The following is a 23,724-nucleotide window of genomic DNA, read 5'->3' as shown; positions in this document are numbered from 1 at the left end:
TGTTTCATGGCTTCGAATGCGAAGGGGATCCGCCTCAGCCAGAAGGAAATCTGGCAGAAGAAACTGGAAAAGCGACTGGCCGAACTGGCCGCCAAGGGAATTGAAGGCACCGCCGCGGCCCGGGACGCCGTCGTGCGGGCCCTGAAAGCGAGAGTCCGGGAGGCCAACGGACGTCTGGCCGCCATTGACGCCAAAGACAAGAAGACCGCCGACAAAAAGGAGACGAAGGCCCGGAAGCTGGCGGAGGCCAAGACGGAGAAGAAGAAGGGTGAGGCGCCGCCCCCGGTGGAGGAGAAAACCTCCAAGAGCAAGAAGAAGAAAGAGGAAAAGGCGGAGAAGAAGGAAGGCGCTGCCAAGGAAAAGAAACCCAAGGCAAAGGAATAATGAAGGAAACCTGGACGGCCGGACGCCTCCTCGAGGTGTCCGGCTCTTACTGGCAGACCTGTGCGCTCCATGCCGGGGTGAAGCAGGGAATCTTCACCGCCCTCGGGGGGAGTTCGCTCTCTGCGGAGGACGTGGCGAGGGAAACCTCGTCCAGCCTGCGGGGAACGACGGCGCTTCTGAACGCCCTCACCGCCATGGGGCTCCTGATGCGGGAGGACGACCACTACCGAAACACCCACGAGTCCCGGATGCATCTCGATGGCGGATCGGAGGTGTATATCGGACACATGATCCTCCACCATCATCACCTGATGGAGTCCTGGGCAAAGCTGCCCGTGGCCGTAAAGGGGGGCAGACCGATCCGGAAGCGCTCAACGTTCCGGAACCGGGAAATCCGGGAGAGCTTCCTCATGGGGATGTTCAACCTGGCCAGCCGCCTGGCGCCCCGAATCGTCCGGGATGTCGACCTGACGGGCCGGAGGCATCTCCTGGACCTGGGCGGCGGTCCGGGGACCTATGCGATTCATTTCTGCCGGCGCTATGCGGGACTCAGGGCTACCGTCTTCGACCTCAAGACCACCCGGCCCTTCGCGATGAAAACGATCCGCCGTTTCGGCCTGGAGGACCGCATCGCCTTCCGGGCGGGAAACTACCTGGAAGACGATCTGGGAGAGGGGTATGACGCCGCCTGGCTGTCGCATATCCTGCACGGGGAAGGGCCGGAGGACTGCCGGAAGATCGTGGCCGGGGCAGCGGCGGCCCTGGAGCCGGGAGGCATCCTGATCGTCCACGAGTTCATCCTGAATGACGCCAAGGACGGGCCTCTTCACCCGGCCCTGTTTTCCCTCAACATGCTCCTGGGGACCCCCGAGGGGCGCTCCTACTCGGAAGCGGAGATTCGGGACATGCTTGCCGCTGCGGGCCTCCGGGACATCCGCCGCCTGCCCTTTCAAGCTCCCAACGACTCGGGCCTCATCGCCGGCCGGAAATAGCCGGCCAGTCCACGGGCGGCAATATCCGGGTATCCGCTCCCGCCGAGACAGGAAGCGAATAATCTGCCCGTTTCCTGGACAATTCTTTTTCCTCCTCGATCAGGTGGTGAGAATCCTGCGGTCAGCATGCAGGATTGCGGTCCGAACGGATTGGCGGGAAGGGGAAATCCATGGTGGAAAAACCACGGAGGGTCGCGCGCGGTTTGATGATTCCAAGACAGGCCCCTTCCTTCCTTTCTTTCTGACCGGAGTGAGTCGTTTCTCCCCCTTTCCAGCGCGGACTTTTTCTCCATTTCCTCGTGACGGATCCCCGTCGGACACAATGAGACAGAGTGTCTCCCTTTTGCGGTACAACCCGGCGTGCCGGGAAGATGGCCGCCGTCCTCTGCATTCATTTAATAAATAAGCAAAACAGTATGTTGCGGCAAGCTAGCCTGCGGGAGCATACATGGTACATCTATTGCTCTATGGGAAAGCGCCACTGTTCAAAAGAATATGAACTCTTTTCAGGAGGGCAGCCATGAACGTCAGCACCGTTTCCGGATTCGTTCCTTCCGAGCACCTGGGCATGACCCTGATGCACGAACACTTTCTGTTCGGATTTCCCGGCTGGCAGGGCGACGTCACCCTGGGTCCCCTCGACCGGCAGGCCTGTGTGGAAGACGGTTTGAGAATGGCTGAAAAAGTCATGGAGCAAGGCGTGAAAACCGTTGTCGACGTCACGCCGAACGAGTGCGGCAGGGATGTGGAGCTGCTGCGGGAGATCTCGGAAAAGAGCGGCCTCAACATTCTCTGCTCCAGCGGATACTACTTCGAGGGCGAAGGGGCGCCGGCCTATTTCAAGCTGCGCAGCCAGTTCGGGCAGGGCGTGGAGCAGGTGTACGAGATGTTCAAGACGGAGGTGGAGAAGGGCGTCGGGACCACCGGCATCCGGCCCGCCGTTTTCAAGGTCGCCTCCAGTAAAGAGGCCATCACGGATTATGAAGCGATATTCTTCCGGGCGGCCGCGCGGGTCTCGAAGGAAAACGGCATCCCGATCATCACGCACACGCAGGAGGGCAGGCTCGGACCCGAACAGGCCGATCTGCTCATCGCCGAGGGGGCCGACCCGAAGCGGATCATGATCGGCCATATCGACGGATCGACGGACATGGACTACCTCCTCCGGGTCCTCGAAAAGGGCGTATACATCGCCTTTGACCGTTTCGGCGTGGAAAACGTCGGCGGAGCGCCGCCGGATTCCCGCCGGGTCGCCTGCCTCATCGGCCTTCTCGGTCTTGGCTGGGTAGATAAAATCATGATCTCGAACGATTACGTGAACTACTGGCTGGGCCGGCAGGGGGTTTCGGAGATCGTGAGCCTGGTCATGCCGAATTACAACATCACCCACATTTTCCAGGACATCATCCCGGCACTGAAGAAGGCCGCCGTCAGCAGCGGGCAGATCGAGACGATGCTGATGGCCAATCCGCGGCGGTTCTTTGAGGGAGTCTGAGGAGCTCGCGAACCATCCGGGACAGAAGGAGAACATCGACATTTCACAGAAGGAGGGAACATGCCCGAATACGTGCCGATCACGTTTGAGAAAAACAACATGCTCGAACACCTGACGCAGGTCATCAGGGAGCATCCGGAACGGACAGCCGTCGTGACTGCAGACGGCACGGTCCGGAAGACCTACGGGGAGATCGACCGTCGGTCGAACCGGCTGGCGCATTATCTTGCGCGGCTCGGCGTCGGCAAGGGCGACCGTGTCGCCATCTTCCAGAACAACGGCTGGCAGTACCCGGAGCAGTATCTGGCGATCCTCAAGCTCGGTGCGATCTGCGTTCCCATGAACTTCCGCCTGAAGAGCCCAGAGGCTCTGTTCATCCTGACGGAATCGGGGGCCAAGGCGCTGATCCTGGAAAGCCGGTATGCCGCCGTTTTCGAGCCGACCCTCACGTATCAACTGGGGGTGAAGCACTATCTCTGCACCAACGGAGAGGCCCCCGAATGGGCGGTCGATTATGAGACGGCGCTGGCCGGGGAGACGGAAGAAGCGATCGAGACGCCGCACATGACTCTGGACGACATCCTGGCCATCTGCTACACCAGCGGCACCACGGGCCTTCCCAAGGGTTCCATGGCGACGCACCGGCAGATCATGACGAACTTCTATGGTGAGATGGGGAACCTCATCGAGAGCACCATGCATCCGGACCGGGGATATCATGTCGTCATGATGATCATTCCCGTGTACCACATCGCAGGCATCATGACGCTCTACGCGGGCATGAAATTCGGCTGCAACATCGTCGTATCGTCGGATTTTGTGCCCGAAGGATTCATGCAGACGGTGGAGAGGGAGCAGGTCTCCCTGTGCTACCTGGTGCCGATCATGTTCTTCTTCATTCTCCACGATCCGTCCTTCGGGAAGTACGATCTCAGCAGCTTGCGTTTTGTCCCCTATGGCGCGATGCCGATGGACCCCGCTCTCCTCCAGGACATCCTGAAGAAATTTCCTCCGGGCATTCGCTACATGGACGCCTTCGGCTCGACGGAAGTGTGCATCAACATCGCCAAGCTTCCCGAGGATCACGATCTGACGGGTACCCCCGAGGAGGTCGAGAAGAAAATCGCCCGCCTGAAGAGCATCGGCCGTCCTTTCCGTTACGGTATCGAGAGCACGATTCTGGATCCTTTCGGCAAGGAGGTTCCTCCCGGGGTCGTGGGGGAGATTGCCTCCCGGGGCGAGAAAGTGACCGTCGGATACTGGCGCAATACGGAAGAGACGGCACGGACGATCGACAGGAACGGATGGTTCCACACCGGCGACGCCGGATGGATGGACGAAGACGGGTATGTGTACTTCGCCGACCGGGCAAAGGACATGATCAACCGGGGCGGCGAGAACATCTTCCCCGCCGAGGTCGAGCGCCGGCTCAATCAGCACCCCAAGGTATTGGAAGCGGCTGTCTTCGGTGTTCCCGACCCGGCCTGGGGAGCCCGCGTCGTCGCGGCCGTCGTCTTGGCGCCGGGGCAGACAGCGGAGGCGGTTCCTGCGGAGGAACTCATCGGTTTCTGCAAGGAGCAGATGGCAAGCTACAAGGCCCCGTCGGCGATCTGGTACATCGACCAGCTTCCGCGGCGGTTCGAGCTCGGGAAGGTGATGCGGTTCATGCTGCGAGACGAATACATGAAGAAAAGGGAGGACGCCGTTTCATGAGGAATATGCTCGACACCCTGTCCTTCCGGGTTTCCCCGGAGGACGAGTACAATCATCCCGTTGATGATGCGAAGAACTTCAATGAAAGCATGTACATCAACATATTCGACTTCAACCAGGCCATGGGCGGATGGTTTCGCGTGGGAAACCGTCCGAATGAGGGGAACGCGGAGGTCACCTGCTGCCTGTATCTCCCCGACGGAAGCGTGGGATTCATCTTCAGCCGTCCGAACATTTCGTCGAACGAGTCCCTCGACGCGGCGGGGCTGAAATTCGAGGTCCCGGAGCCGCTGAAGCGGATCCGGGTCACCTACAGCGGACCGGTGTGCCTCCTGAAGAATCCGCACGAGATGGCGAAACCGATGAAAGCCTTCGCGGAGAATCCCATTGTCGATTGTTCGGTGGCCCTGGACTTCCATGCGGTCGGACCGGTCTTCGGCGGCGAGATGGTCAACAGGGACGGCAGCCCTTTCCAGGAGCCTCCGGAGGAGGCGTTTGCGAAGGCGCATTACGAGCAGCACATGAGCGGCTCGGGAACCATCCGTGTCCAGGAGCGGGAATGGAAGATCGATGGTTTCGGACTGCGGGACCACTCCTGGGGCCCGCGGTACTGGCAGAACATCTACTGGTACCGGTGGCTGCCGATGAATTTCGGCCCCGATCTCGGGTTCATGTTCATGATCATGGGCAAGGAAGACGGAAACCACCAGATGATGGGGATCATGCTGGAGAACGGCCTGTACGTTCCCTTCCGGGACGTGGAGCTGCAGACAGAGTGGGACGAAAACTACTATCAGACCGCCCTCAAGGTGAAGGCCGGGACCGACGACGGCGTGCATGAGATTGAGGGGCGGGTCCTGTCCCTCATCCCGCTCCGCAACCGGAGAAAGAACGAGGCGGGCGACGTGCTCGAAACCCGTATCACCGAGGGGATGACAGAATACCGGTACCGGGGCAGGGTAGGATATGGGATGTCGGAATACCTCGACCAGATTATCCACGGCGAACCGGCGGGAAAGGAGAAGGTATGACATGAAGCAGGAAGAACTCGCCGGCTGCCTCACCCGCGCCGCCTCGCGGCATCTGGGGAAACCGGTGGTGATCGAAGATCTACGGCCTCTCTCCGGCGGCGCTTCCGCGGAGACGTGGCATTTCGACGCCCTCTGCGACGCTGTCCGCCATGAGCTGATCCTCAGGCTGTCGCCCCCGGGAGGGAAGAAAGACAAGAACCGCCTCGACCGGGGAACGGAGGCACAGGTGCTGGCAAACGTGCAGAAGGCGGGCGTTCCCGTTCCTCCCGTCCATTTCGTTCTCGATGACGAGGACGGGATCGGTCCCGGGTATGCCATGCAGCGCATACCGGGCGAGACCATCGCGCGGAAGATCCTGCGAGACGACGAGTATGCGGAGGCGCGGGGCGTCATGGCCCGGCAATGCGGAAAAATTCTCGCCGGCATCCACGCCGTCGATGCAGGCCTTCTCCCACCCCTGAAGAAGCAGCCAGCAGAGGCGGGGCTGAAACAGCTGTACGCGTTCTACGACGCCTTCGGCGCCAGGCACCCCGTTTTCGAGTTCGCCCTGCGCTGGCTTCAGGACCACCTTCCGGAGCCGGGGGATCTGCGTCTGGTGCACGGCGATTTCCGGAACGGGAATTTCATTGTCGGCCCCGAGGGTGTCCGGGCCGTCCTCGACTGGGAGCTTGCCCATCTCGGCGATCCCATGGAGGACCTCGGCTGGATATGTGTCAATTCCTGGCGCTTCGGCCACATCGACCACCCCGTCGGCGGCTTCGGCACCCGGGAGGACCTGTTCGCCGGGTACGAGGGAGCGGGAGGCGTTCCCGTCGATCCCGCCGCGGTCCATTTCTGGGAGGTGTTCGGAACGCTGAAGTGGGGAATCATCTGCATTGTCCAGGCTTTCACCCATCTGATGGGAATGAAGCGCTCCGTCGAGCTGGCCGCCATCGGACGGCGGACCTCGGAAACGGAGATCGATCTGCTGCGACTGCTGAGAGAGGGAAAGTGACATGGCTCCATCACGACCGACCGTTTTAGAGCTGCTGGAGGCCGTTCAGGAATTTCTGGAAAAGAGAATCGTGAAGGTTGTCGATTCGCACCGGGCCTTTCACACGCGGGTCGCCATCAACGTCCTGGCGCTGGTGCGGAGGGAACTCCAGCTGGGCCCGGGATTCGCAAGCGAGGAACAGGGGCGGCTCCGCTCGCTGCTCGGTATCGAAGGCGGGGTCCCGGAGCTGAATGACGAATTGTGCCGCCGCCTGCGGAACGGCGAACTGGACGACCGCGAAGGAGATCTTTTCCGACACCTGTTCGAGACGACGATGGCACAGCTGTCCATCGACAATCCCGAGTATTCCGGGTACCGGAAGGCCCTGGAGGAATCGGTGGGCGCGGGAGGCTGAAAAACGGGGTCCCTTTCCCCCGTTACGCATTCTCCCTGGAAAGGCGGTACTTTGCCATCTTCCGGTACAGCGTTGAGCGGGCCATTCCCAGCGAACGGGAAGCGCGGGAGAGGTTCCACCGGCATGTCCCGAGGGCGGTCCGGATGCGGCGCAGCTCCAGGGAGTCCGGCGATTCCGCGTGGCGGCCGCCGGCGATGTCCTCCCTGAGGTCACAGGCTTCGATCACCCGCCCTTCCGAGAAGATGCAGGCCGTCTCGATCACATTTTCCAGTTCCCGCACGTTGCCGGGCCAGGGATAGTCGAGCAGCGCTCCCATGGCCCGGCCCGACATCTCCTTCATGTCCCCTCCGTGCCTGTCGCTCATTTTCCGGAGGAAATGGTTCACCAGCCGGGGGATGTCCTCCCGGCGCTCCCGCAGGGGCGGGATGTGGAACGAAATCACGTTGAGGCGATGGTACAGGTCGCCCCGAAAGCTTTTTTCTTTCACCATCTCCCTCAGGTCCCGATTCGTCGAGGTGATGATCTGGACGTCGACCCGCTTCGGCCGGCCGCCGCCGAGGGGGGTCACCGTCTTGTCCTCGATGACGCGCAGCAGGTAAGCTTGAAGGTTCATGCTCATTTCGCTGATTTCATCAAGATAGATGGATCCTCCCGCCGCCTGCTCGAACCGGCCGGGGCTCCCTCCCCGCCTGGCCCCGGTAAATGCTCCCGCCTCATAGCCGAAAAATTCGCTCGCCATCAGGTCGGGCGGGATGGCCGCACAGTTGACGGCCACGAACGGAAGATCCCTGCGCCGGCTGTGTTCATGAATATAACCCGCTAGGATCTCCTTTCCCACGCCGCTTTCTCCCAGGATCAGCTTGGTCGAATCGTATTGCGCGGCCTTCCGGGCCTTCCCGAGGAGCCTGCCGATGCCGGCGGAGCCGAATATGAACTCGCGATGCAACCGGGTCCATGCGGACGGGTCTTCTCCTTCGGGAAAGCGAACGCCTGCGGCGGTTCTCGCGCCCGCTCGGGGTACGGAGGGGATGGAAGACCTTGATGTCCAGTTCATTCGAACGGCCGGTGCCGGGGCGTATCTCAGTCTTTCTTCGATCATGCCGGCGATGGACTGCACGATGCCCAGTGCAAATATGTGAAAATGCTTGATGAAGCAGGTCAGGCACACGGCACCGGCAACTTCCCCCGTGAAGGGGTCCCGGATCACCGTTGCCGCATTGGCCGAATCCTGCCACTGCTTGATGTAATTCTCCTCCCCGATGACACACATGGGCTGGCCGGTGGCAAGAGAGGTCCCGATCGCGTTGGTCCCGATGTATTCCTCGCTGCAGCTCGTTCCGATATTGAAGCCGCAACGCATCCCGCTCTCGGACCACCTGCTGTTTCCCGTGCCGGCGATGATGACGGCTTTCTCGTCGGCCACGGCCACCACGAAGCGCGACAGCTCGAGCATGGAGTGGAATTGCTCCAGGACGGGCGTTGCCGCATCGACGAGTCTCCTCACCTGTTCGGACCGGTCGTTGATGTACTCTTTGCTGAATGTTACAGGGGCTTTTTTTATGTTCTGATTGATGCCGACGGCGCAGCTTCTCTCCAGGGAATAATCGATCTGCCGGCGAAACATGCTTCTGAGGTACAGCGCGCTGTCCCGAGCTGTTACATACATAGGATACTCCCTTATCCGTTTCTGCGATGTGTGTCCCGGATATAGCCGGGGATGCTGCTCCATGCCCGCTCTGTTCACATTGTTTTGCTTCCGCGGTCCGGAAGACTTTAAATGCCCGGTAAATCAAAAGTCAAGGAGGGATGGCCGCTCGAACCGACGTTGGATGTATTCGCTGTCCCGCTACGCTGGTTGTTTACGGAACACTGCACCGGACCGGTGCTTGCCATGGCTCCGCCAGCCAGCTTCATGCCGTGAGTCACCCCGTGAGTGCCGCCGGACGCCGTCAGCCTCGGGCAAGAATGAAAACGGGGCAGCGGGAGGAGGATCCAAATGCGGCCCCATGATATCGGGATGATCATGTTCCATGCGGAACGATGGGGCAGACCGCTGAGGTTCAGGCGAAGGAAATAGAGTGAGCTATTTGGTGGCAGTCCGGGACGAACCTCCGGCGGACTCCGTTTCCACATATTTGTCCTTCCACCCTTCTATCGGCCGGAATTGTCCCGTTTCTTCCCTCCCCTCCGGCTAGAAATATTGTAATTTTATAATGAATACGGGATGATTGTTCAGCGTGTCGGATTGGTATTCAACTTGCGATAAAACAAAATTCAGGGGTTGTCCTACCGGAGAGGGGATGCTCCCGAGAAGGCATGCTGACTGCGAGGAGCTCCATTGACCAATTGCTCTAGTGCGCCCCTTTCCCTGTCAGAGCTGAAGGAGATCATCGCCGCCGAGGGGATCATCGTCCATTTTCAGCAGATCCTGTCGACCCGCAATCATTCCGTCATCGGATGCGAGGGACTGATCCGCGGCCTGTCCCCGGACGGCCGCATCCTGCCGCCTCTGTCCCTGTTCGACGCCGCACGGCGCCACGGTCTCACTTTGGAGTTTGACCGTCTCTGCAGGGAAAAGGTCCTGGCCTCCTTCCGCAAACTCCTTGATTACAAAAAGAATTATCTGCTTTTCCTCAACCTGGAAACATCGTTTTTGTCGTCCGAGACCGTGGGATCGGGATACTTTCTCAATCAGGTCATTCGGAACGGAATCCCGCCCGCCAATATCGTGATCGAATTCGTGGAATCCCGGACAGCCGACACCGGCGCCCTGCTGTGGTTCGTGAAAGCATACGGTGAATGCGGATTCAACATCGCCCTGGATGACGTGGGAGCCGGACACTCCAACTTCGACCGTATTTCCCTCCTGCGGCCCAATATCATCAAGGTCGACCGCTCCATCATCAGCGGGGTCGCCGCTGACTACTTCAAACAGGAGATCTTCCGATCCCTCGCCAACCTGTCGCAGAGCATCGGTTCCCTGATCCTGGCCGAAGGAGTGGAAACGAGAGAGGAGGCCATCCGTTGCCTTGAGTACGGTGCGGATCTGTTTCAGGGCTACTACTTTGCCCGGCCCCGGGACCGCACCATTCTCGTTCCGGACGAGGCGGAACAGAAACTCACGGATGTCGCGAACGACTATAAAATCAAGTGCATCGATATGGTAAAGGCCCGCCGTCTGCAGAACAAGCTTTATCAGAAAGCGGCCCGGAGCGTCATTCGGAGGCTGGAGGGAAAGCCGCCGGCGGCATTTGAAGGTGAACTCAGGGAAGCCATGTCGCAATTCGACTTCATCGATGCGCTTTATGTCGTGGACGACGGGGGGATTCAGCAGACGGATACGGTCATGAAGGGATCCATCAACAGGAATGTCAATCCTCTGTTTCAGGCGGCCAGGAAGCATGAGGACCTTTCCTACAAGGAATACTATTTCCAGCTGATCAACACCGATCTGAAAAGATATACAACGGACCACTACATCTCCTTCGCCACGGGCAACCTGTGCATCACCTTGAGCCATCTGTTTCAGGGCAGTAACGGACATCGATATATCCTCTGCATGGATTTTCTGGCAGACGACCGTTCGATCTGATTTCTTCGGCTTTATTCAATGTCCGGCGCGCTATTTTTAAACCGCTCGGGTTGTCGTGCATCCAATTCCCCAAGAAAAATTTACAAAAGAATTCATCCTGAATATATATTTTACAATTCTTGACATACCACGGTCATTAATCTCAATAATTTTACTATTCTTATTGTTTTGTCTCCTTGACATGTACTTATAATTCTGTTGTTCTTCTTCTGCCTCCTTAAGAAAATTCTCACTGCACTAAATAATCAATAAATACGTCGCAGGATATTCAATCTGTCACTATTGATGCGAATAAAAAGTTCGCAGTCATTCGCCTGCCGATTGAGAACAGGGCTTTAAACAACTTTTATCCAGCTCTTAAGATACAAGTAAGCTGAAAAAGGATTTTGAAATAAAAATATTATGAAAAAAATACGCATATGGATTCTATCCCTGATTATTATTGTACCGCTGTTTGTCTATCTGGGGTGCAAACAGTATGATGCATTCAGGGCGGAAAGTAAGGTGAGGGCTGCCGTCAACAGTAACTACTGGCAGAACATGTATCATTCTTTCAGTAAATCCCAGAAAATGAATGGATCTGTCATTTTCGTGGGCGACAGCCTGACCGGGCTCTTCGATTTGTCCGTCTTTCAAAACCCTGCCGTGCTGAATCGCGGGATTTGCGGCGATTTCAGTTACGGCGTCCTCCAGCGCCTCGATGAGGTGATTCGCCACAACCCTTCGAAAATTTTCATCGAGATTGGAATCAACGACATCCGCGAAGAGGTTCCCCCGGTAACAACGCTCACCAACTACGAGGCGATCATTCAACGGCTGAAGAGCGGGCTTCCACATGCGGAAATCTTTGTCCAGAGCATTCTACCGACGGCCGACGGCCATCACAACGAATCTGCGCTGCAGTTGAATCAATCCCTGATGGAACTGAGCAGCCGCTACCATGTGGAGTTTATCGATCTCTATTCGCATTTCGTAACCGACGGCCTTCTCGATTCCGAGCTCACAACCGACGGGGTGCATTTGAGCGGGCGTGGCTATTCGATCTGGCATGACGTTGTTGCCGGTCATGTGACGACGCAGGGATACGTACTGCAATGACGCATTTCTCCTCATCGACTTGAGGTGCCGGAAAGATCGATATGGCGGACAGTTTACGATATTCCCGGAAGGACGGGCTTCAGGGGAGGCCCCAGGCCTGCCGGTGCCGCTCGTATTCGTGGCGGGGAAGCTGGATCAGGACGGGATTTGTCTCCGGCCGGAGGCGGCGGAGGATTTGCAGGAGGCTGGATTCATCGAGGGCCGTGCAGCCCGATGTCGGGCTGGACGGGTCGAGCCAGATGTGGAGAAAAATGCAGGAGCCGCGACCGGGCCGGGGTGGGTCGGCATTGTATTCGATGAGGGCGCCCCAGCGGTAGCGGTGGTCCGGGAGGACCATCTGTTCGGAGCTGTTCCAGTCCGGCCGGGCCGTTTCAAATTTCCTGGCCAGACGGTTGTAGTGGGCGGAATGGATATCGTCCACGCACTCCCAGCCTTCCCGGGAGGCGATGTAGGGAAGTTTGAGAAAGGCGGCCTCATCACCGGCGGCATAGCCGAAGGCGGTGCCGATGCGGAAAACGCCGGCGGGAGCCCGGCCGTCGCCTTCCTGTTTTCGCGGGTCCGCGGGGTTTGCCTCCCCGTCGAAGCCCGCGCCCCAGCCAAGTCCGCTGCGGCCTAGCAGGGCCGGCGCCGCCGCTGCGGCGGGCCGCCAGGTATCTCCCGGTCCTTCACGCTCGAAGAGCGTCAGTTCCGCCTGCGGACTGTCCCAGCCTTCCGCCACCACGAGGATGGCCTGGCGAGAAGAGGCGAGAGGGCCTTTACTGAGGGGCGCATCCGGTGCCGACTCGCCGGCCACTGTCAGGATCAGGAAAATCAGCAGTGCTGCCAGGGCTCTCGTACGGGCTGTTCGGGGCATGCGCTCCCTACATGAAGTTCCGGTGCTGGATGGCCTCGATGAAGCCCGTGGCGCCGGCGGAGATCTGGGCGGCGTTGGCCTCGTCCGTGTCGAGGTGCATGTCCATCCGGTACGTCGGATGAACGCGGACGAGGACGTCGCCGAAAATAAGTTCCCGGACGCCCTTGACCTTCACCATCACGACGTCCCGGTCTCGCAGCCCCAGGTTCAGAGCCTCCTCGGGGGACATGTGAATGTGGCGCTTTGCTGAAATCACGCCCTTCTCAAGCCGGACCGTGCCCTTCTCCCCTTCGATGACGATCCCCGGCGTGCCCTCCAGGTCTCCGGAATCGCGGATGGGTGCATCGATGCCGAGCTTGAACTGTTCGGTCCGGGAGACCTCCACCTGGGATTCCTTGCGCAGGGGGCCCAGAATGCGGACCTTCTCGATCCGCCCCTTGGGGCCGACGAGATTCACCGTCTCCACGGCGGCGAACTGGCCCGGCTGGCTCAGCTCCGTGCGCGGCGTCAGGTCCCCGCCGGGGCCGAAGAGAACATCGAAGTCCGCCCGGCAGAGATGGACGTGGTGGGCCGATGTGGACAGGGGGATGCCCCGGGAGCGGAATTTCTCGATGGTCTCCTGTGAGACCACCCGGCCGAGGGCATGGACGGTCTCCCGGGCGATCATCCGCTCCTCGTCCGCCGGTACGATCAGGACTCGCACCTTCGATTCGGGGTCGGAGATATCGGCGGGCTGCCCGCGGCCCGCCCTGGCCGTACGGTTCAGCTCGTCGGAAAGGTCGATGCCGAACGTTTCCAGTCCCTGGCATACCCGGGCCCGGATCTCCGGCGAGTTTTCCCCGATGCCGCCGGTGAAGATCAGGACGTCCAGCCCCCCCAGGGCGGCGACGTAGGATCCGATGTACTTCCGAAGGCGGTAGCAGAAGGCGCTGACAGCAAGCTTGCAGTGTGGATCCTCCGCCTCCGCCCCCTGCAGGACCTCCCGCATGTCGTTGCTTCTGCCGCTGATTCCCTTGAGGCCGCTCTCCTTGTTGAGCATCCGGTCCACCTCTTCGAGGGTCATGCCCCGGTGCCGCATCAGGTGAAGGATCGCCCCGGGATCGAGGTCCCCGGCCCGGGTGCCCATGATGAGCCCCTCCAGCGGCGTCATGCCCATGCTCGTGTCGATGCTCCGGCCGTGATCGATGGCGCAGACCGAGGCGCCGCTTCCCAGGTGGCAGGAGATGATCTTCAGTTCCCCGACGGGCCGCTTGAGAAAGGTCGCAGCGCTCATGGCGACGAAGCGGTGGTTCGTTCCATGGAACCCGTAGCGGCGGATCTGTTCCTCCTCGCCGACCGCGAAGGGAATGGCGTAGGTGGCGGCGGTATCGGGCATGGTCTGATGGAACGACGTATCGAAAACGGCCACCTGGGGGACTGCCGGCAGCAGCTTCTCCAGGGCCTCGATCCCTTCGATGTTGAACGGGTTGTGGAGAGGTGCGATGGGGATGTAGGAGCGGATGGCTTCCTTCACCTCGTCGCTGATGACGGTGGAGCTGGAGAACCGTTTTCCCCCATGGACGACCCGGTGTCCCACCGCATCGATCCCGTTCAGGGATCCCAGGGTCTTGATCTCGGGGTCCGTCAGCGCGCCGAGCATGACCGCGAGGGCGTCTCCGACCGTGGCGATCCCCGCGGCGGGCAGATCCTTCCGGGTCTCCGGGGTCCGTAAATGATGGACCGCCTCGCCGGAGCCGATCTTCTCAACGGCCCCTTCCAGGAGGGGGGCCGGTTTGGCCGTGTCGAAAAGCGAGTATTTCAGGGAGGAGCTGCCGCTGTTCACGACCAGGATCTTCATTGGTGCGGAAACGGAAGAGAAATTCAGGTCGTAAGGGTCGGTGTTTTCCCGCAGGGCGACGCAGGCCTTTTCCCGCTCCGCCAGGATCCGCTCGTCCGCGAGAAGTCGCCGGGTGATGATCTTGGTGATCTTCCCCAGGGTTTTGGGATTGGTCGCCACGACCCGGGAGACGATCTCCCGGGGGATGCGGAGGAGCTTCGACGACCAGCCGGAAACGACGCTGGCCATAGCCGGCTCTCCCGTCATGATGGACATCTCCCCGAGGACGGCCCCCCGCTCCAGGGCGGCGATGGGCTTTTCCGTACCGTCGGGGCAGGGGAGGGTGACCTCCACCTCCCCTTCGTAGACGATCCAGAGGTAGCGGCCGATCTCTCCCAGCCGGATAATCGGGGCGCCGTCCGTGAATTCCAGGTACTGGGCGTTTTCGGCCAGAAGGGCGATTTCGGTATCGGCCAGATCGGAAAGAATGTCGACACTCTTGAGAAACGGGGCAAGGTCCATGGCATCCGCTCCTTTCCCGGTTCGGGAGATCGGTCGGGGGTTTCCTGACGGCGCTGATTCCGAAGCCGGTGCAGCATGCGGAATCAGAGGATTCACAACGGCCTTTGTATAATATGTATCTATCGGAATTTCAAGAAGATAAAGGGTGTCGGGAATGCGCCGGACCTGTTTTTTGCCGTTTGGACCGTGAAAAAGGGGACGGAGTACCGATCCGTCCCCTTTTTCAAGATGTGTCGGGCCTGTTGCCCGATGTATGGCAAACCGTCTCTTTTTTGGGAGACTCTCCCGTCTTACAGGTAGTCCTTCTCGCTCATCTCCACGGCCCGGTCGATCTCCGCCTTCAGCGCGGAAGGCAGGCCCGGAATGTCGACGCTGAGAAAGCCCCGGACGATCGTCGCCGTGGCCTCGTCTTCCGTGAGGCCCCGGGACATCAGGTAGAGGATCTCCTCCTGGGCGATCTTGCCGACGGCGGCCTCATGGGACATCTCGACGCCGTCCACCTTTGCCTGGAGTTCCGGGATGGCGTGGATCAGGCCTCCCCGGAGCATCAGGCCCCGGCACTCCAGGTGGGCCTTTACGCCGGTCACCTCGCCGATCAGGTCTCCCCGGTTGATGATCCGCCCGCCGTTGGAGATGGCACGGGCGATGATCTCCGCCCTCGTCTCCGGGGCCTTCAGGAAGATCCGTCCCCCCACGTCCAGTTCCGAGCCGGGGCTTCCCACCAGGAGGCTGTAGAAGCGGGAAACGGCGCCCTTTCCCACCAGGTGGGTGGTTGGATACATCTGGAGGGAGCGGACCGGCTTCATGCAGATGTAGTTGTTCAGGAAGAGGCCGCCTTCCTCGACGACGCCCACGGACCGGGGCCGGACGCTCATCTCCTCCGCCCAGTTGTGGATCATGGTGAAGCTGAGTTTCGCGTTCTTCTTCACGAAGAATTCCGAGATGCCCACGTGAAGCCCCCGCTTGAGGGTCGGGGACGTGGCGCAGCCGGTAATGACGTGCAGTTCCGAGTCCTCCTCGGCGATGATCAGGTTATGGACGTACTGGCTGAGCCCCTCCTTGTGGATGTAGAGGCACGCCTGGACGGGGAGGGTGACCTTCGCCCCGGGGAGCGCCCGGATGACATAGCCGTCGTGGAGGTTCAGCTGGGCGCCGGCGGTGTACTTGTCGGCGTCGACGGCGACGAGCTTCCAGTAGTAATCCTTGATCCACTCCTTTTCCTTCAGGGCCTGCTTGATGGGGAGGACCTCCAGGCCGTCCTGGACGGAATGGGCATGGAGAACGCTCGTGTCCTTCTGGACGTACGTACCGGAGCGGCCCTCCTCCGTGGCGTCCACGCCGGACTCCAGGATTCGCTGCCGGTCGATCATGGGCAGCTTCGTCAGGTCTTCCAGGTAGCCGTGGTCCGTCGGCTCCGCCGAGAAGGCGGAGAGGTCGATATCGGGACCGAGGGCGGCCTTCTTCTCCGCGGCCTGCGCGGCCTTTTCGTTCATTATGTCGTGCATCGCACACACTCCTCGTATCCCGCCTGCTTGATGCAGTGGAAAATCTCCAGCGGATTGGTCTTGCAGCTCATCATGCCGTCATACAGGACCTGGCCCCTGTCCGCCGTGACGTAGTCGAGAATGAACCCGGTGTGGGTGATGATGAGGCCCATCTTGGTCCTCTGTCGCCGCCGGTCTTTCTGGGAGAGGTCGTCATCGATCCGGAAGTCCCGCTGGAGAAGGGTACTGATGGTGTTGCCGATGAGGGCGATGTTTTCCAGGTCCACGCCCGATTCGGGCTCGTCGAAGAGGAGGAGGTCCGCATCCTGGGCCATCAGCTGCAGCAGTTCGGAGCGCTTGATCTCGCCGCCGGAGAAGCCGGCATTGATGTCCCGGTCCAGGAAGTCCGTGAAGTTGACTTTTGCCGCCAGGGCCTCCACGTCCACGGCGCTGCGGCCGCAGATCCGGATCATCTGGCGGGTCTTGAGCCCGTGGATCGTGGGCGGCCGCTGGAAGGACATGCCGATTCCCAGGCGGGTCCGCTCGTTGACGGGCATGTGGGTGATGTCCACGCCCTTGAATTCGATCTTCCCGGCGGTCACCCGGTACTGGGGGTAGCCGAGAATGGTCATGAGGAGCGTCGTTTTGCCGGACCCGTTGGGTCCGAATAGGATGTGGGTTTCGCCGGGCTTGATCTCGAGGTCGATGTGCCGGAGGACTTCCCGGTCGCCGATGCTCACCTGCAGATCTTCAATTTTCAGCATGGCCGCCTCCTGCCGCCTTTCCTTTGCATCCCCCGTTTTCCAGGGGTAAGGCCGTATGGATTCGTCTTTCTTTCGGCGCAACCGGTCCCGCCGCCGAGGGATGGTTACAAGGTAGTCCTCACCGGGCGATTGTCAACACGGGGAGCGGGGGACGGATTTGAGATCCGCCCCCTTTCCCATTTTCTCAGGCGACGAGTTCCTCAATGACCTCACGGACGGTCTTGATGTCCCGGATGAGGGCCGCCACCTGGCCGGCCCCGGCGGGGAACAGATCAAGGTCCCCGGCAAGCCACCCCTTCGGGGCGTTGAAGAGGTTGTAGCGCTCCGGGAGCTTGATGTTGGGGTCGCTCATTTCCTCCTTGAGTTTGGGATTCTGAATCACCCGCATGTTCATGTTCCCCAGGTTGAGGAGCACCGTGCCGCCGTCCTCGCATTTCAGGATGGCCTCCTTCCAGACGGCCGGCGCGGGGCTTTCCTGTGTCGCGATGAGGCGCGTTCCAATCTGCACCCCCTGGGCGCCCAGGGCCAGGGCCGCCCGGTATCCGCGGCGGTCGGCGATCCCGCCGGCGGCGACGATGGGGACCCTCACCGCGTCGGCTATAAGGGGAACGAGAACCATCGTCGAAGACTCGGAGCCGGTGGACCGCAGCCCCCCCGATTCGGAGCCGGAGACGACGAGGCCGTCGGCGCCAGCCTCGATGGCTTTGACCGCTGTGCTCAGAGAGAGCAGTACATGGAGGCCCTTCATGCCGTGGGCGTGGATCTGGGGGTAGAGGGCCTTCGGCGACCCCGCCGAGGTGGTCACCGTCTTCACGCCCGCCTCGGCAAGGATCTCCAGGATCTTCGGGTTTTCCTGGTTCATGACCATCAGGTTTGCCCCAAACGGCTTGTCCGTGAGGCTGCGGACGCCTGCAACGAGTCGCTTTGCGTCTTCCCTGTTGCTGAAGCCGAGGGCCAGCATTCCAAAAGCGCCGGCCTCACTGACGGCAGCGACGTAATCCGGGGCGTTGAGGGCGGCAATGGGGCCTTGAATGACGGGATGACGGCAGCCGAGCATTCCAAGAAGTTCGGACATGGTGGATCTCCTTTCGATGAGTTCAACCGGGGCGGGATGCCCCGTGGTGTTCGCGGCGCTTTGCAGGGACGGAAGCGGATTTCCTGGGCCCTGAGGCTTCCGTCCGGAGGGCGTTTCCCCAGGGTCCGAGGGACGCAGGAAATCTATTCCTCCCAGCGGATGGCCTGGCGTGGACAACCCAGCACGGCACGCGCGACGGCCTCCCGATGACGGTCCGGCTCCTTCACTTCGAAGACCGGTCTCAGGTAAAGACCCCACTGGCTGAAGACTTCGAAACACGTCTCGATGCAGCGTTCACATCCGTTGCAGGACTTTGGATCAATGACGATCCGCATGAATTCCTCTTCCGCCCGCTATTTTCCGGATAGATTCTGGACGAGTTCCGGCAGGCCTGCCAGCAGGTCTTCCTCTTGCCCCTCACGGCAGCGGAGCGACGCCGCGGCCATGATTCCTGCGGTCTCGAGATCCGTCCGCCGGGCCTGCAGGACGAGCAGGTTCCCAAGGGGTGCAAGCCTGCCGGAAACGCTCTGGTTCGCGGCCAGCCACTTCCCGAGACGCAGGGCCTTGCCTTCCTCCAGAAGGCCGGATTCTCCCAGTTTCATCTCGTCCATGGCCCGCTTGAGATCCTGGCGGTTGACGATGGTGAATCGGCCGGACCGGTGGAATTCCTCCCGGAGGGCCTCCGTGACGATCAGGCTCGCCACGCGCAGGCGCTCCGTCGTGTCCAGGTCGTACACGACCACCCTCGGTTTTCCCGATATTTCCGGTTCCGGTTCCAGAGCTTCCGGTTCCTCCGGCGGCTCTTCATCCGTGGGAGGGGCGACGCGAGCCGGCTCCCGCGGCAGCGGTTCCACCGGCGCCAGGCGACCTTTGCGGACAGCCACAGCCAGCATGTCACCCTTGGCCTGGGTGAAAATCTTTTGGAAGGATTGGCGGACGATTTGGCGGAAATCCCCCTTGACCAGCTGCGCTGCGTGGTCCATGAATTCGAACTTCTTCCCCGACTGCAGGTTGAACAGGATCATCTGCCAGTATTTCATGCCCGCGTATCCGCGCTCCGTTATGAGAACGTAGTCGGCATGAAGCGCCCGTCCCACCTTACGGGCGAGTTCCCAGTCATTCTGCCGCCACCGGTGAGGGGCGATTTCCTGATCGCCCAGAACGGCGCGGACCTGGGGCCAGGGCGCGACTTCGTAAATTCCCGTTTCATTCAGGATTTTCTGCACCCTGCGGAAGGTGGCTTGTGAAAACTCTTCCTGGGACTTGTTGAAATGTCCTCTGGTGCCGGTGCCGGAGGGATGAACGGTGACGGGCTGGACATAGACGCGGAGTTTTGCCGTGGGGGCGGGGGGAGGGATCGTCCCGACGCGGACCTGGGCGCACCCCGCCAGGAGCCCGAGCAGGGCGAGAAGCATGATGGCCGATACCGGACAGGTGCTCCTCACGTTTTCCTCCATCGTCACGGGGGAAACAGCGGATCACAATGGTTCACACGACGCTCCGGAAGGCCGGATGGCCGTTCGCCGTGGTCAGCCGCAAAAAGACGGGAGCCGCGGCCGATTGCCCGGCATTATAAAGCGGTTTTCCTGGAAGATCAACAGAGAGGGATCCGCTCAGGGATAAAAAGGCTCCGGAGCCTTTTCCTTGAGGTAGGCCTCCGAGATGATACGCCAGCGGTCGGGGCCGCCTTTCCGGTAGAGGGCGATGCGGGTCTCGCCGTTGACGGTCTCGATTACTGCAAAGGAAGGCGGAATGGAAGCGCCGCGATACTGGTCTCCCGGGTTCAGGATGAGCGTGTCTCCGGCCATGTCCAGTAGGGCCTGGTGGGTGTGGCCGAAGAAAACCCCCCGGGCTTTGCGCTTCCTGGCCATCTTTGCCAGTTCGGCAAGGGTTTCCCTCCAGACGGACGGCGGATGATATGGATTCATGTCGAGTTGGAAGCCGTGGAGGAGCAGGTAGGACCGGCCGTCGAGGTCCATGACCTCCATGTCGGGGTAGTTGCTGCCGTAATCCTCATTTCCGTGGATGCCGTGAAACGGGATTCCCATCTCGTCGGCAATCGCCTGCCCGTCGAGCACCCCGTCACCGAGATGGATCAGGCCGTCGAATGGGCCATAACGGCCGATGGCGTCCCGGAGATCCTTCCGGTTGCCGTGAGTATCGGAGACAACGAGGTAACGCATGAGTATCCGGGTTTCCGTATTTTCCTCGGGAATGCAAAAGGCATGGAACATGAGGTCCCGGCCCCGATGGGGCGGGACCTCACGAGAAAAGGCAATACTAGAAAAGGAGACAGGTTGTCAAGAAGAGCGGGTGTTTCTTTGCCGATTGAGCGGCAAAAAGCCGACGCGGTATCCCGACGGGTGCCGGGACGGCAAACGCCTGCTCCTTTCCCTCCTGCCGCCCGCAGCAGGATAGGGATAAAGCCGCGCTAGAATTGCATGACCTTGCTGACGATCTCTTTCATGATCTCCGTCGTGCCGCCGCCGATGCTCAGGATCCGGGAATCCCGGTAGAGCCGCTCCACCAGGTACTCCCGCGTGTAGCCGTATCCGCCGTGGATCTGGACGGCGTCGAAGACGACCTTGTCGCAGACCTCGCAGGCGAAGTTCTTCGCCATGGAGACATCCCGGAGGCAGTCGATTCCCGCCTGCATCTTCGCGGCGACGCGATAGTTGTATTCCTTGGCCACGGAGACTTTCGTCGCCATGTCCACGAGCTTGTGGCGGGTCACCTGGAATCCGGAAAGGGTTTTCCCGAAGGCCTCCCGGGTCTTGGCGTACTTGATCGATTCCTCCAGGGCCAGTTCCGCCGTGGCGTGGGCCATCACCGCCAGGGCGAGGCGCTCGTTCTGGAAGTTCGCCATGATGCCGTAGAATCCCATTCCCTCGCCGCCCAGGAGGTTTTCCGCCGGGACGCGGCAGTCCTCGAAGGAGAGCTCCGCGGTGTCGGAGGCGTTCCAGCCCATCTTGCGGATCTTCTTGGCCACGGAGAAACCGGGAGTGGAAGAGTCGACGACGAGCAGGCTGATCCCCTTGAAACCGGACCCGCCGGTCCGAACCGCCGTGGTGATGAAGTTGGCACGGCAGCCGCTGGTAATGAAGGTCTTGGCGCCGTTGACGATGTAGTGATCCCCGTCCCGGACGGCCCGGGTGCGGATGTTCGCCACGTCGGAGCCGGCGTCGGGTTCCGTGATTCCCAGGGCGGCGATCTTCCGTCCGCTGAATACGGGCGGCAGGAATCGCTGCTTCTGCTCTTCCGTTCCCATGTGCAGAATGGGGGGACAGGCGATGGCATAGCTCCCCAGGCCCGACACGAGGCCGATGGAGCCGCAACGGCAGATCTCCTCCGTGTAGGCGACATGCATGAACTTGTCGCAGGGGATGCCGCCGTAGGCCTCCGGGAAGTCGAGGCCCATCAGGCCCGCCTCGGCGGCCTTGCCGTAGAGCTCCACGGGGAAGATCTCCGCATCCTCCCAGTGCTCGATGTGGGGTTTGATCTCTTTTTCCACGAACTTCCGGACGGTGGCCCGGAAGATCTGGTGGTCTTCGGTGAAATATTCCTGGTACATGAATAAGCCTCCTTTTGGCTGTCGATGGCGGTCGGTAAGGAAAAGAAAGGGGACAGATTTCAAATCCGCCCCCTTTCCTGTGTCGTTGTTATGCCTTCGCGAACTTTTCCCGCAGGATGTTCTTCAGGATCTTGCCACTCGGATTCCGCGGCAGGGCGTCCGTGAAGATGATTTTTTTCGGGACTTTGTAACCCGCCAGCTCATTCTTGCAGAAATCGACGACTTCCTTTTCGTCCAGGGATTGCCCCGGACGCGGGACGATGACGGCGGTGACGATTTCGGACCAGCGGTCGTCGGGCATGCCGATGACGGCCACGTCGGCCACCTTGGCGTGCTTGAACAGGGTCGCTTCCACTTCCTGCGAAGAGACGTTTTCTCCGCCCGTTTTGATGATGTCCTTGGCCCGGTCGACGAAGTAGACGAACCCCTCGTGATCCATCCGGACCATGTCGCCCGTGTGATGCCAGCCACCCCGGAAGGTGTGGGCCGTTTTTTCCTCTTCCCTGTAATAACCCAGCATGACGGAGGGGCCCCGGGCCACCAGTTCCCCCGTCTCCCCCCGGGGGACCTCGCAGTTGTCGGGACCGAATACCTTCAGTTCGAGGGGCAGGTGGGACCGGCCGATCGAATCCGGCCGCTTCGCCATGTCCCGGTGCTGGAGGCAGGCTCCCAGCGGGCTCATTTCGGTCTGTCCGTAGTAGTTCATGAATTCCGTATCGGGGAGAAGTTTCCGCCAGCGGTCCAGGACGGCCGGAGGCGCAAGGGCTCCGAAGACGATGCACATCCGGAGGGAGCTCAGGTCGTAGCTTTCGAAGTCCGGCACCATGGGCAGGTAGAGATACAGGGCGGGCGGCCAGATCCAGTACGTGATCTTTTCCTCCTGGGTAAGCTTGAGGATCTCCACTGGATCCGGGGCGTACTCCATCACGTAGAGGGCGCCCGTGGCGAAGCTGGCGATGCACAGGTACATGGCCGCCACGTGGTACAGGGGAATGCCGCCGATGAGGACGTCTTTCTCCGTGACCTTCAGGTCGGCCAACGCGCTCAGAAGGACCATATAGAAGTTCAGGTGCGAGTTGAGGACGCCCTTGGGCGCCGCTTCCGTTCCGGAGGTATACAGGAGAATGGCCGGGTCGTCGTAGTCGATCTCCGCCTCCGGTTCCGTGACGGGGTTCGAGTCGCTCCAGAGGTCCTCGATATTCATCCAGCCTGTCGGGATGTCCTTATCCCCCAACTTGATGCATCCGAAAACATCGACGCTTTTCAACTCGTCCTTCACGCTGCCGAGCTGGGGGATCAGGGCGTCCTCAACGAAGAAGACCTTCGGTTCCGAGTGGTTGATGATGTACTTGATCTCGTCTCCCTTGAGCATGAAGTTCAGGGGAGTGATGATGGCCCCCAGCTTCATGAGAGCCCACCAGTAAATGACATAATGATCGCAGTTGTGGGACAGGATCGCCGCCCGGTCTCCCTTTTTGATGCCGAGCCCTGCCAGGCCGTGGGCGCAGCGGTTGACGGCCTCGTTCAGTTCCCGATACGTGTAGCTCCGGTCCCGGAAGCGAAGGATCCGGCGGTTGGGATGGCGTGCCGTTGAGCGGACCAGAATATCGCCGACGCTGGTTCTGCGGATGACATTCCTCTGATACGACGCAAGAGAATTCATGAAAAAAAACCTCCTTTTCGCCGAACTTCCCCGGACAGGGTGCATTCACCCCCCGGGAAAGCGTTATCTGGGGTTGAGGAACGGAGGCAGGGGCCCCGGCGGGGCCCCTCCTCATTCTGGTGTGACAGGTTGAATGGAACTGCCGGTCAGGCAGGTTTGTAGCGGTTCAGGCTGTCCCGGGCGATGAAGGCGCGCTGCATCTCCGAGGTGCCGTAGGCGAGCTCGGCGAAGCGGGCGTCCCGGTACAGGCGCTCCACGGCGGGCCCCTTGACGTAGCCGTGGC

At 60.7% G+C, this 23,724-nt stretch carries 21 protein-coding genes; 9 read left to right on the top strand and 12 right to left on the bottom strand.

All coding sequences use genetic code 11. The features are described from left to right. The first annotated feature begins 6 nt into the window (after positions 1 to 6). The 7 genes from HPY65_14465 to HPY65_14435 all read left to right on the top strand — a co-directional run bounded on the left by HPY65_14465 (position 7) and on the right by HPY65_14435 (position 7,003). A complete protein-coding gene (locus HPY65_14465; protein ID NPU85676.1) occupies positions 7 to 384 on the top strand; it encodes a hypothetical protein in 378 nt (125 codons plus the stop codon). After that, complete coding sequence (locus HPY65_14460; GenBank protein NPU85675.1) at positions 381 to 1,376, top strand: methyltransferase domain-containing protein; 996 nt, start codon at positions 381 to 383, stop codon at positions 1,374 to 1,376. The genes HPY65_14465 and HPY65_14460 overlap by 4 nt, the downstream gene beginning before the upstream one ends. A gap of 520 nt (positions 1,377 to 1,896) precedes the next feature. Next, positions 1,897 to 2,871, top strand: a complete 975-nt coding sequence (locus tag HPY65_14455) for a phosphotriesterase-related protein (GenBank protein NPU85674.1) — start codon at positions 1,897 to 1,899, stop codon at positions 2,869 to 2,871. Positions 2,872 to 2,931: 60 nt separating this feature from the next. Further along, a complete protein-coding gene (locus HPY65_14450; GenBank protein NPU85673.1) occupies positions 2,932 to 4,584 on the top strand; it encodes an acyl--CoA ligase in 1,653 nt (550 codons plus the stop codon). After that, on the top strand, positions 4,581 to 5,615 hold the full coding sequence (locus HPY65_14445; GenBank protein ID NPU85672.1) for a hypothetical protein: 1,035 nt from the start codon (positions 4,581 to 4,583) through the stop codon (positions 5,613 to 5,615). The genes HPY65_14450 and HPY65_14445 overlap by 4 nt, the downstream gene beginning before the upstream one ends. 1 nt (position 5,616) lies before the next feature. After that, on the top strand, positions 5,617 to 6,609 hold the full coding sequence (locus tag HPY65_14440; GenBank protein ID NPU85671.1) for a phosphotransferase family protein: 993 nt from the start codon (positions 5,617 to 5,619) through the stop codon (positions 6,607 to 6,609). A 1-nt stretch (position 6,610) separates the two neighbouring features. Next, positions 6,611 to 7,003, top strand: a complete 393-nt coding sequence (locus tag HPY65_14435; GenBank protein NPU85670.1) for a hypothetical protein — start codon at positions 6,611 to 6,613, stop codon at positions 7,001 to 7,003. Between the two features lie 22 nt (positions 7,004 to 7,025). On the opposite strand, the gene HPY65_14430 is transcribed toward HPY65_14435, so the two are convergent. Beyond that, positions 7,026 to 8,669, bottom strand: coding sequence for a sigma-54-dependent Fis family transcriptional regulator (locus tag HPY65_14430; protein NPU85669.1), 1,644 nt, complete (start codon positions 8,667 to 8,669; stop codon positions 7,026 to 7,028). 672 nt (positions 8,670 to 9,341) lie between these two features. Between HPY65_14430 and HPY65_14425 the strand changes: the two genes are divergently transcribed. Then, positions 9,342 to 10,595 (top strand): EAL domain-containing protein, encoded by a 1,254-nt coding sequence (locus HPY65_14425; protein ID NPU85668.1) that lies wholly within the window; start codon positions 9,342 to 9,344, stop codon positions 10,593 to 10,595. A gap of 402 nt (positions 10,596 to 10,997) precedes the next feature. Continuing rightward, the gene (locus HPY65_14420; protein NPU85667.1) at positions 10,998 to 11,693 is read left to right on the top strand and encodes a hypothetical protein; all 696 of its coding nucleotides are present in this window, start codon (positions 10,998 to 11,000) and stop codon (positions 11,691 to 11,693) included. A 79-nt stretch (positions 11,694 to 11,772) separates the two neighbouring features. Here the strand turns inward: HPY65_14420 and HPY65_14415 are convergent, their stop codons facing one another. The 11 genes from HPY65_14415 to HPY65_14365 all read right to left on the bottom strand — a co-directional run. Continuing rightward, positions 11,773 to 12,546 (bottom strand): hypothetical protein, encoded by a 774-nt coding sequence (locus tag HPY65_14415; GenBank protein NPU85666.1) that lies wholly within the window; start codon positions 12,544 to 12,546, stop codon positions 11,773 to 11,775. A 7-nt stretch (positions 12,547 to 12,553) separates the two neighbouring features. Continuing rightward, positions 12,554 to 14,884, bottom strand: coding sequence for an acetate/propionate family kinase (locus HPY65_14410; GenBank protein ID NPU85665.1), 2,331 nt, complete (start codon positions 14,882 to 14,884; stop codon positions 12,554 to 12,556). A gap of 290 nt (positions 14,885 to 15,174) precedes the next feature. After that, positions 15,175 to 16,389: a SufD family Fe-S cluster assembly protein gene (locus tag HPY65_14405; GenBank protein NPU85664.1), complete on the bottom strand. Its 1,215-nt coding sequence runs from the start codon at positions 16,387 to 16,389 to the stop codon at positions 15,175 to 15,177. Continuing rightward, complete coding sequence (locus HPY65_14400; protein ID NPU85663.1) at positions 16,377 to 17,132, bottom strand: ABC transporter ATP-binding protein; 756 nt, start codon at positions 17,130 to 17,132, stop codon at positions 16,377 to 16,379. The genes HPY65_14405 and HPY65_14400 overlap by 13 nt, the downstream gene beginning before the upstream one ends. A gap of 184 nt (positions 17,133 to 17,316) precedes the next feature. Then, positions 17,317 to 18,207 (bottom strand): nitronate monooxygenase, encoded by an 891-nt coding sequence (locus HPY65_14395; protein ID NPU85662.1) that lies wholly within the window; start codon positions 18,205 to 18,207, stop codon positions 17,317 to 17,319. A gap of 143 nt (positions 18,208 to 18,350) precedes the next feature. Further along, entirely contained in the window at positions 18,351 to 18,542 is a 192-nt protein-coding gene (locus HPY65_14390; protein NPU85661.1) for a ferredoxin, read from the bottom strand. Positions 18,543 to 18,560: 18 nt separating this feature from the next. Next, positions 18,561 to 19,652 (bottom strand): hypothetical protein, encoded by a 1,092-nt coding sequence (locus tag HPY65_14385; protein NPU85660.1) that lies wholly within the window; start codon positions 19,650 to 19,652, stop codon positions 18,561 to 18,563. Positions 19,653 to 19,820: 168 nt separating this feature from the next. Further along, positions 19,821 to 20,390, bottom strand: coding sequence for a hypothetical protein (locus HPY65_14380; GenBank protein ID NPU85659.1), 570 nt, complete (start codon positions 20,388 to 20,390; stop codon positions 19,821 to 19,823). 248 nt (positions 20,391 to 20,638) lie between these two features. Next, on the bottom strand, positions 20,639 to 21,778 hold the full coding sequence (locus tag HPY65_14375; protein NPU85658.1) for an acyl-CoA dehydrogenase: 1,140 nt from the start codon (positions 21,776 to 21,778) through the stop codon (positions 20,639 to 20,641). Positions 21,779 to 21,866: 88 nt separating this feature from the next. After that, on the bottom strand, positions 21,867 to 23,441 hold the full coding sequence (locus HPY65_14370) for an AMP-binding protein (GenBank protein NPU85657.1): 1,575 nt from the start codon (positions 23,439 to 23,441) through the stop codon (positions 21,867 to 21,869). A gap of 146 nt (positions 23,442 to 23,587) precedes the next feature. Beyond that, positions 23,588 to 23,724, bottom strand: a 137-nt coding sequence (locus HPY65_14365) for an acyl-CoA dehydrogenase (GenBank protein ID NPU85656.1), incomplete at its 5' end; no start/stop codon positions are given.

Source organism: Syntrophaceae bacterium (genome assembly GCA_013177825.1).
Classification (GTDB): Bacteria; Desulfobacterota; Syntrophia; order Syntrophales; family PHBD01; genus PHBD01.
Note: the sequence above shows the minus strand (reverse complement) of the source record. Positions and strands in the feature narration are given on the sequence as shown.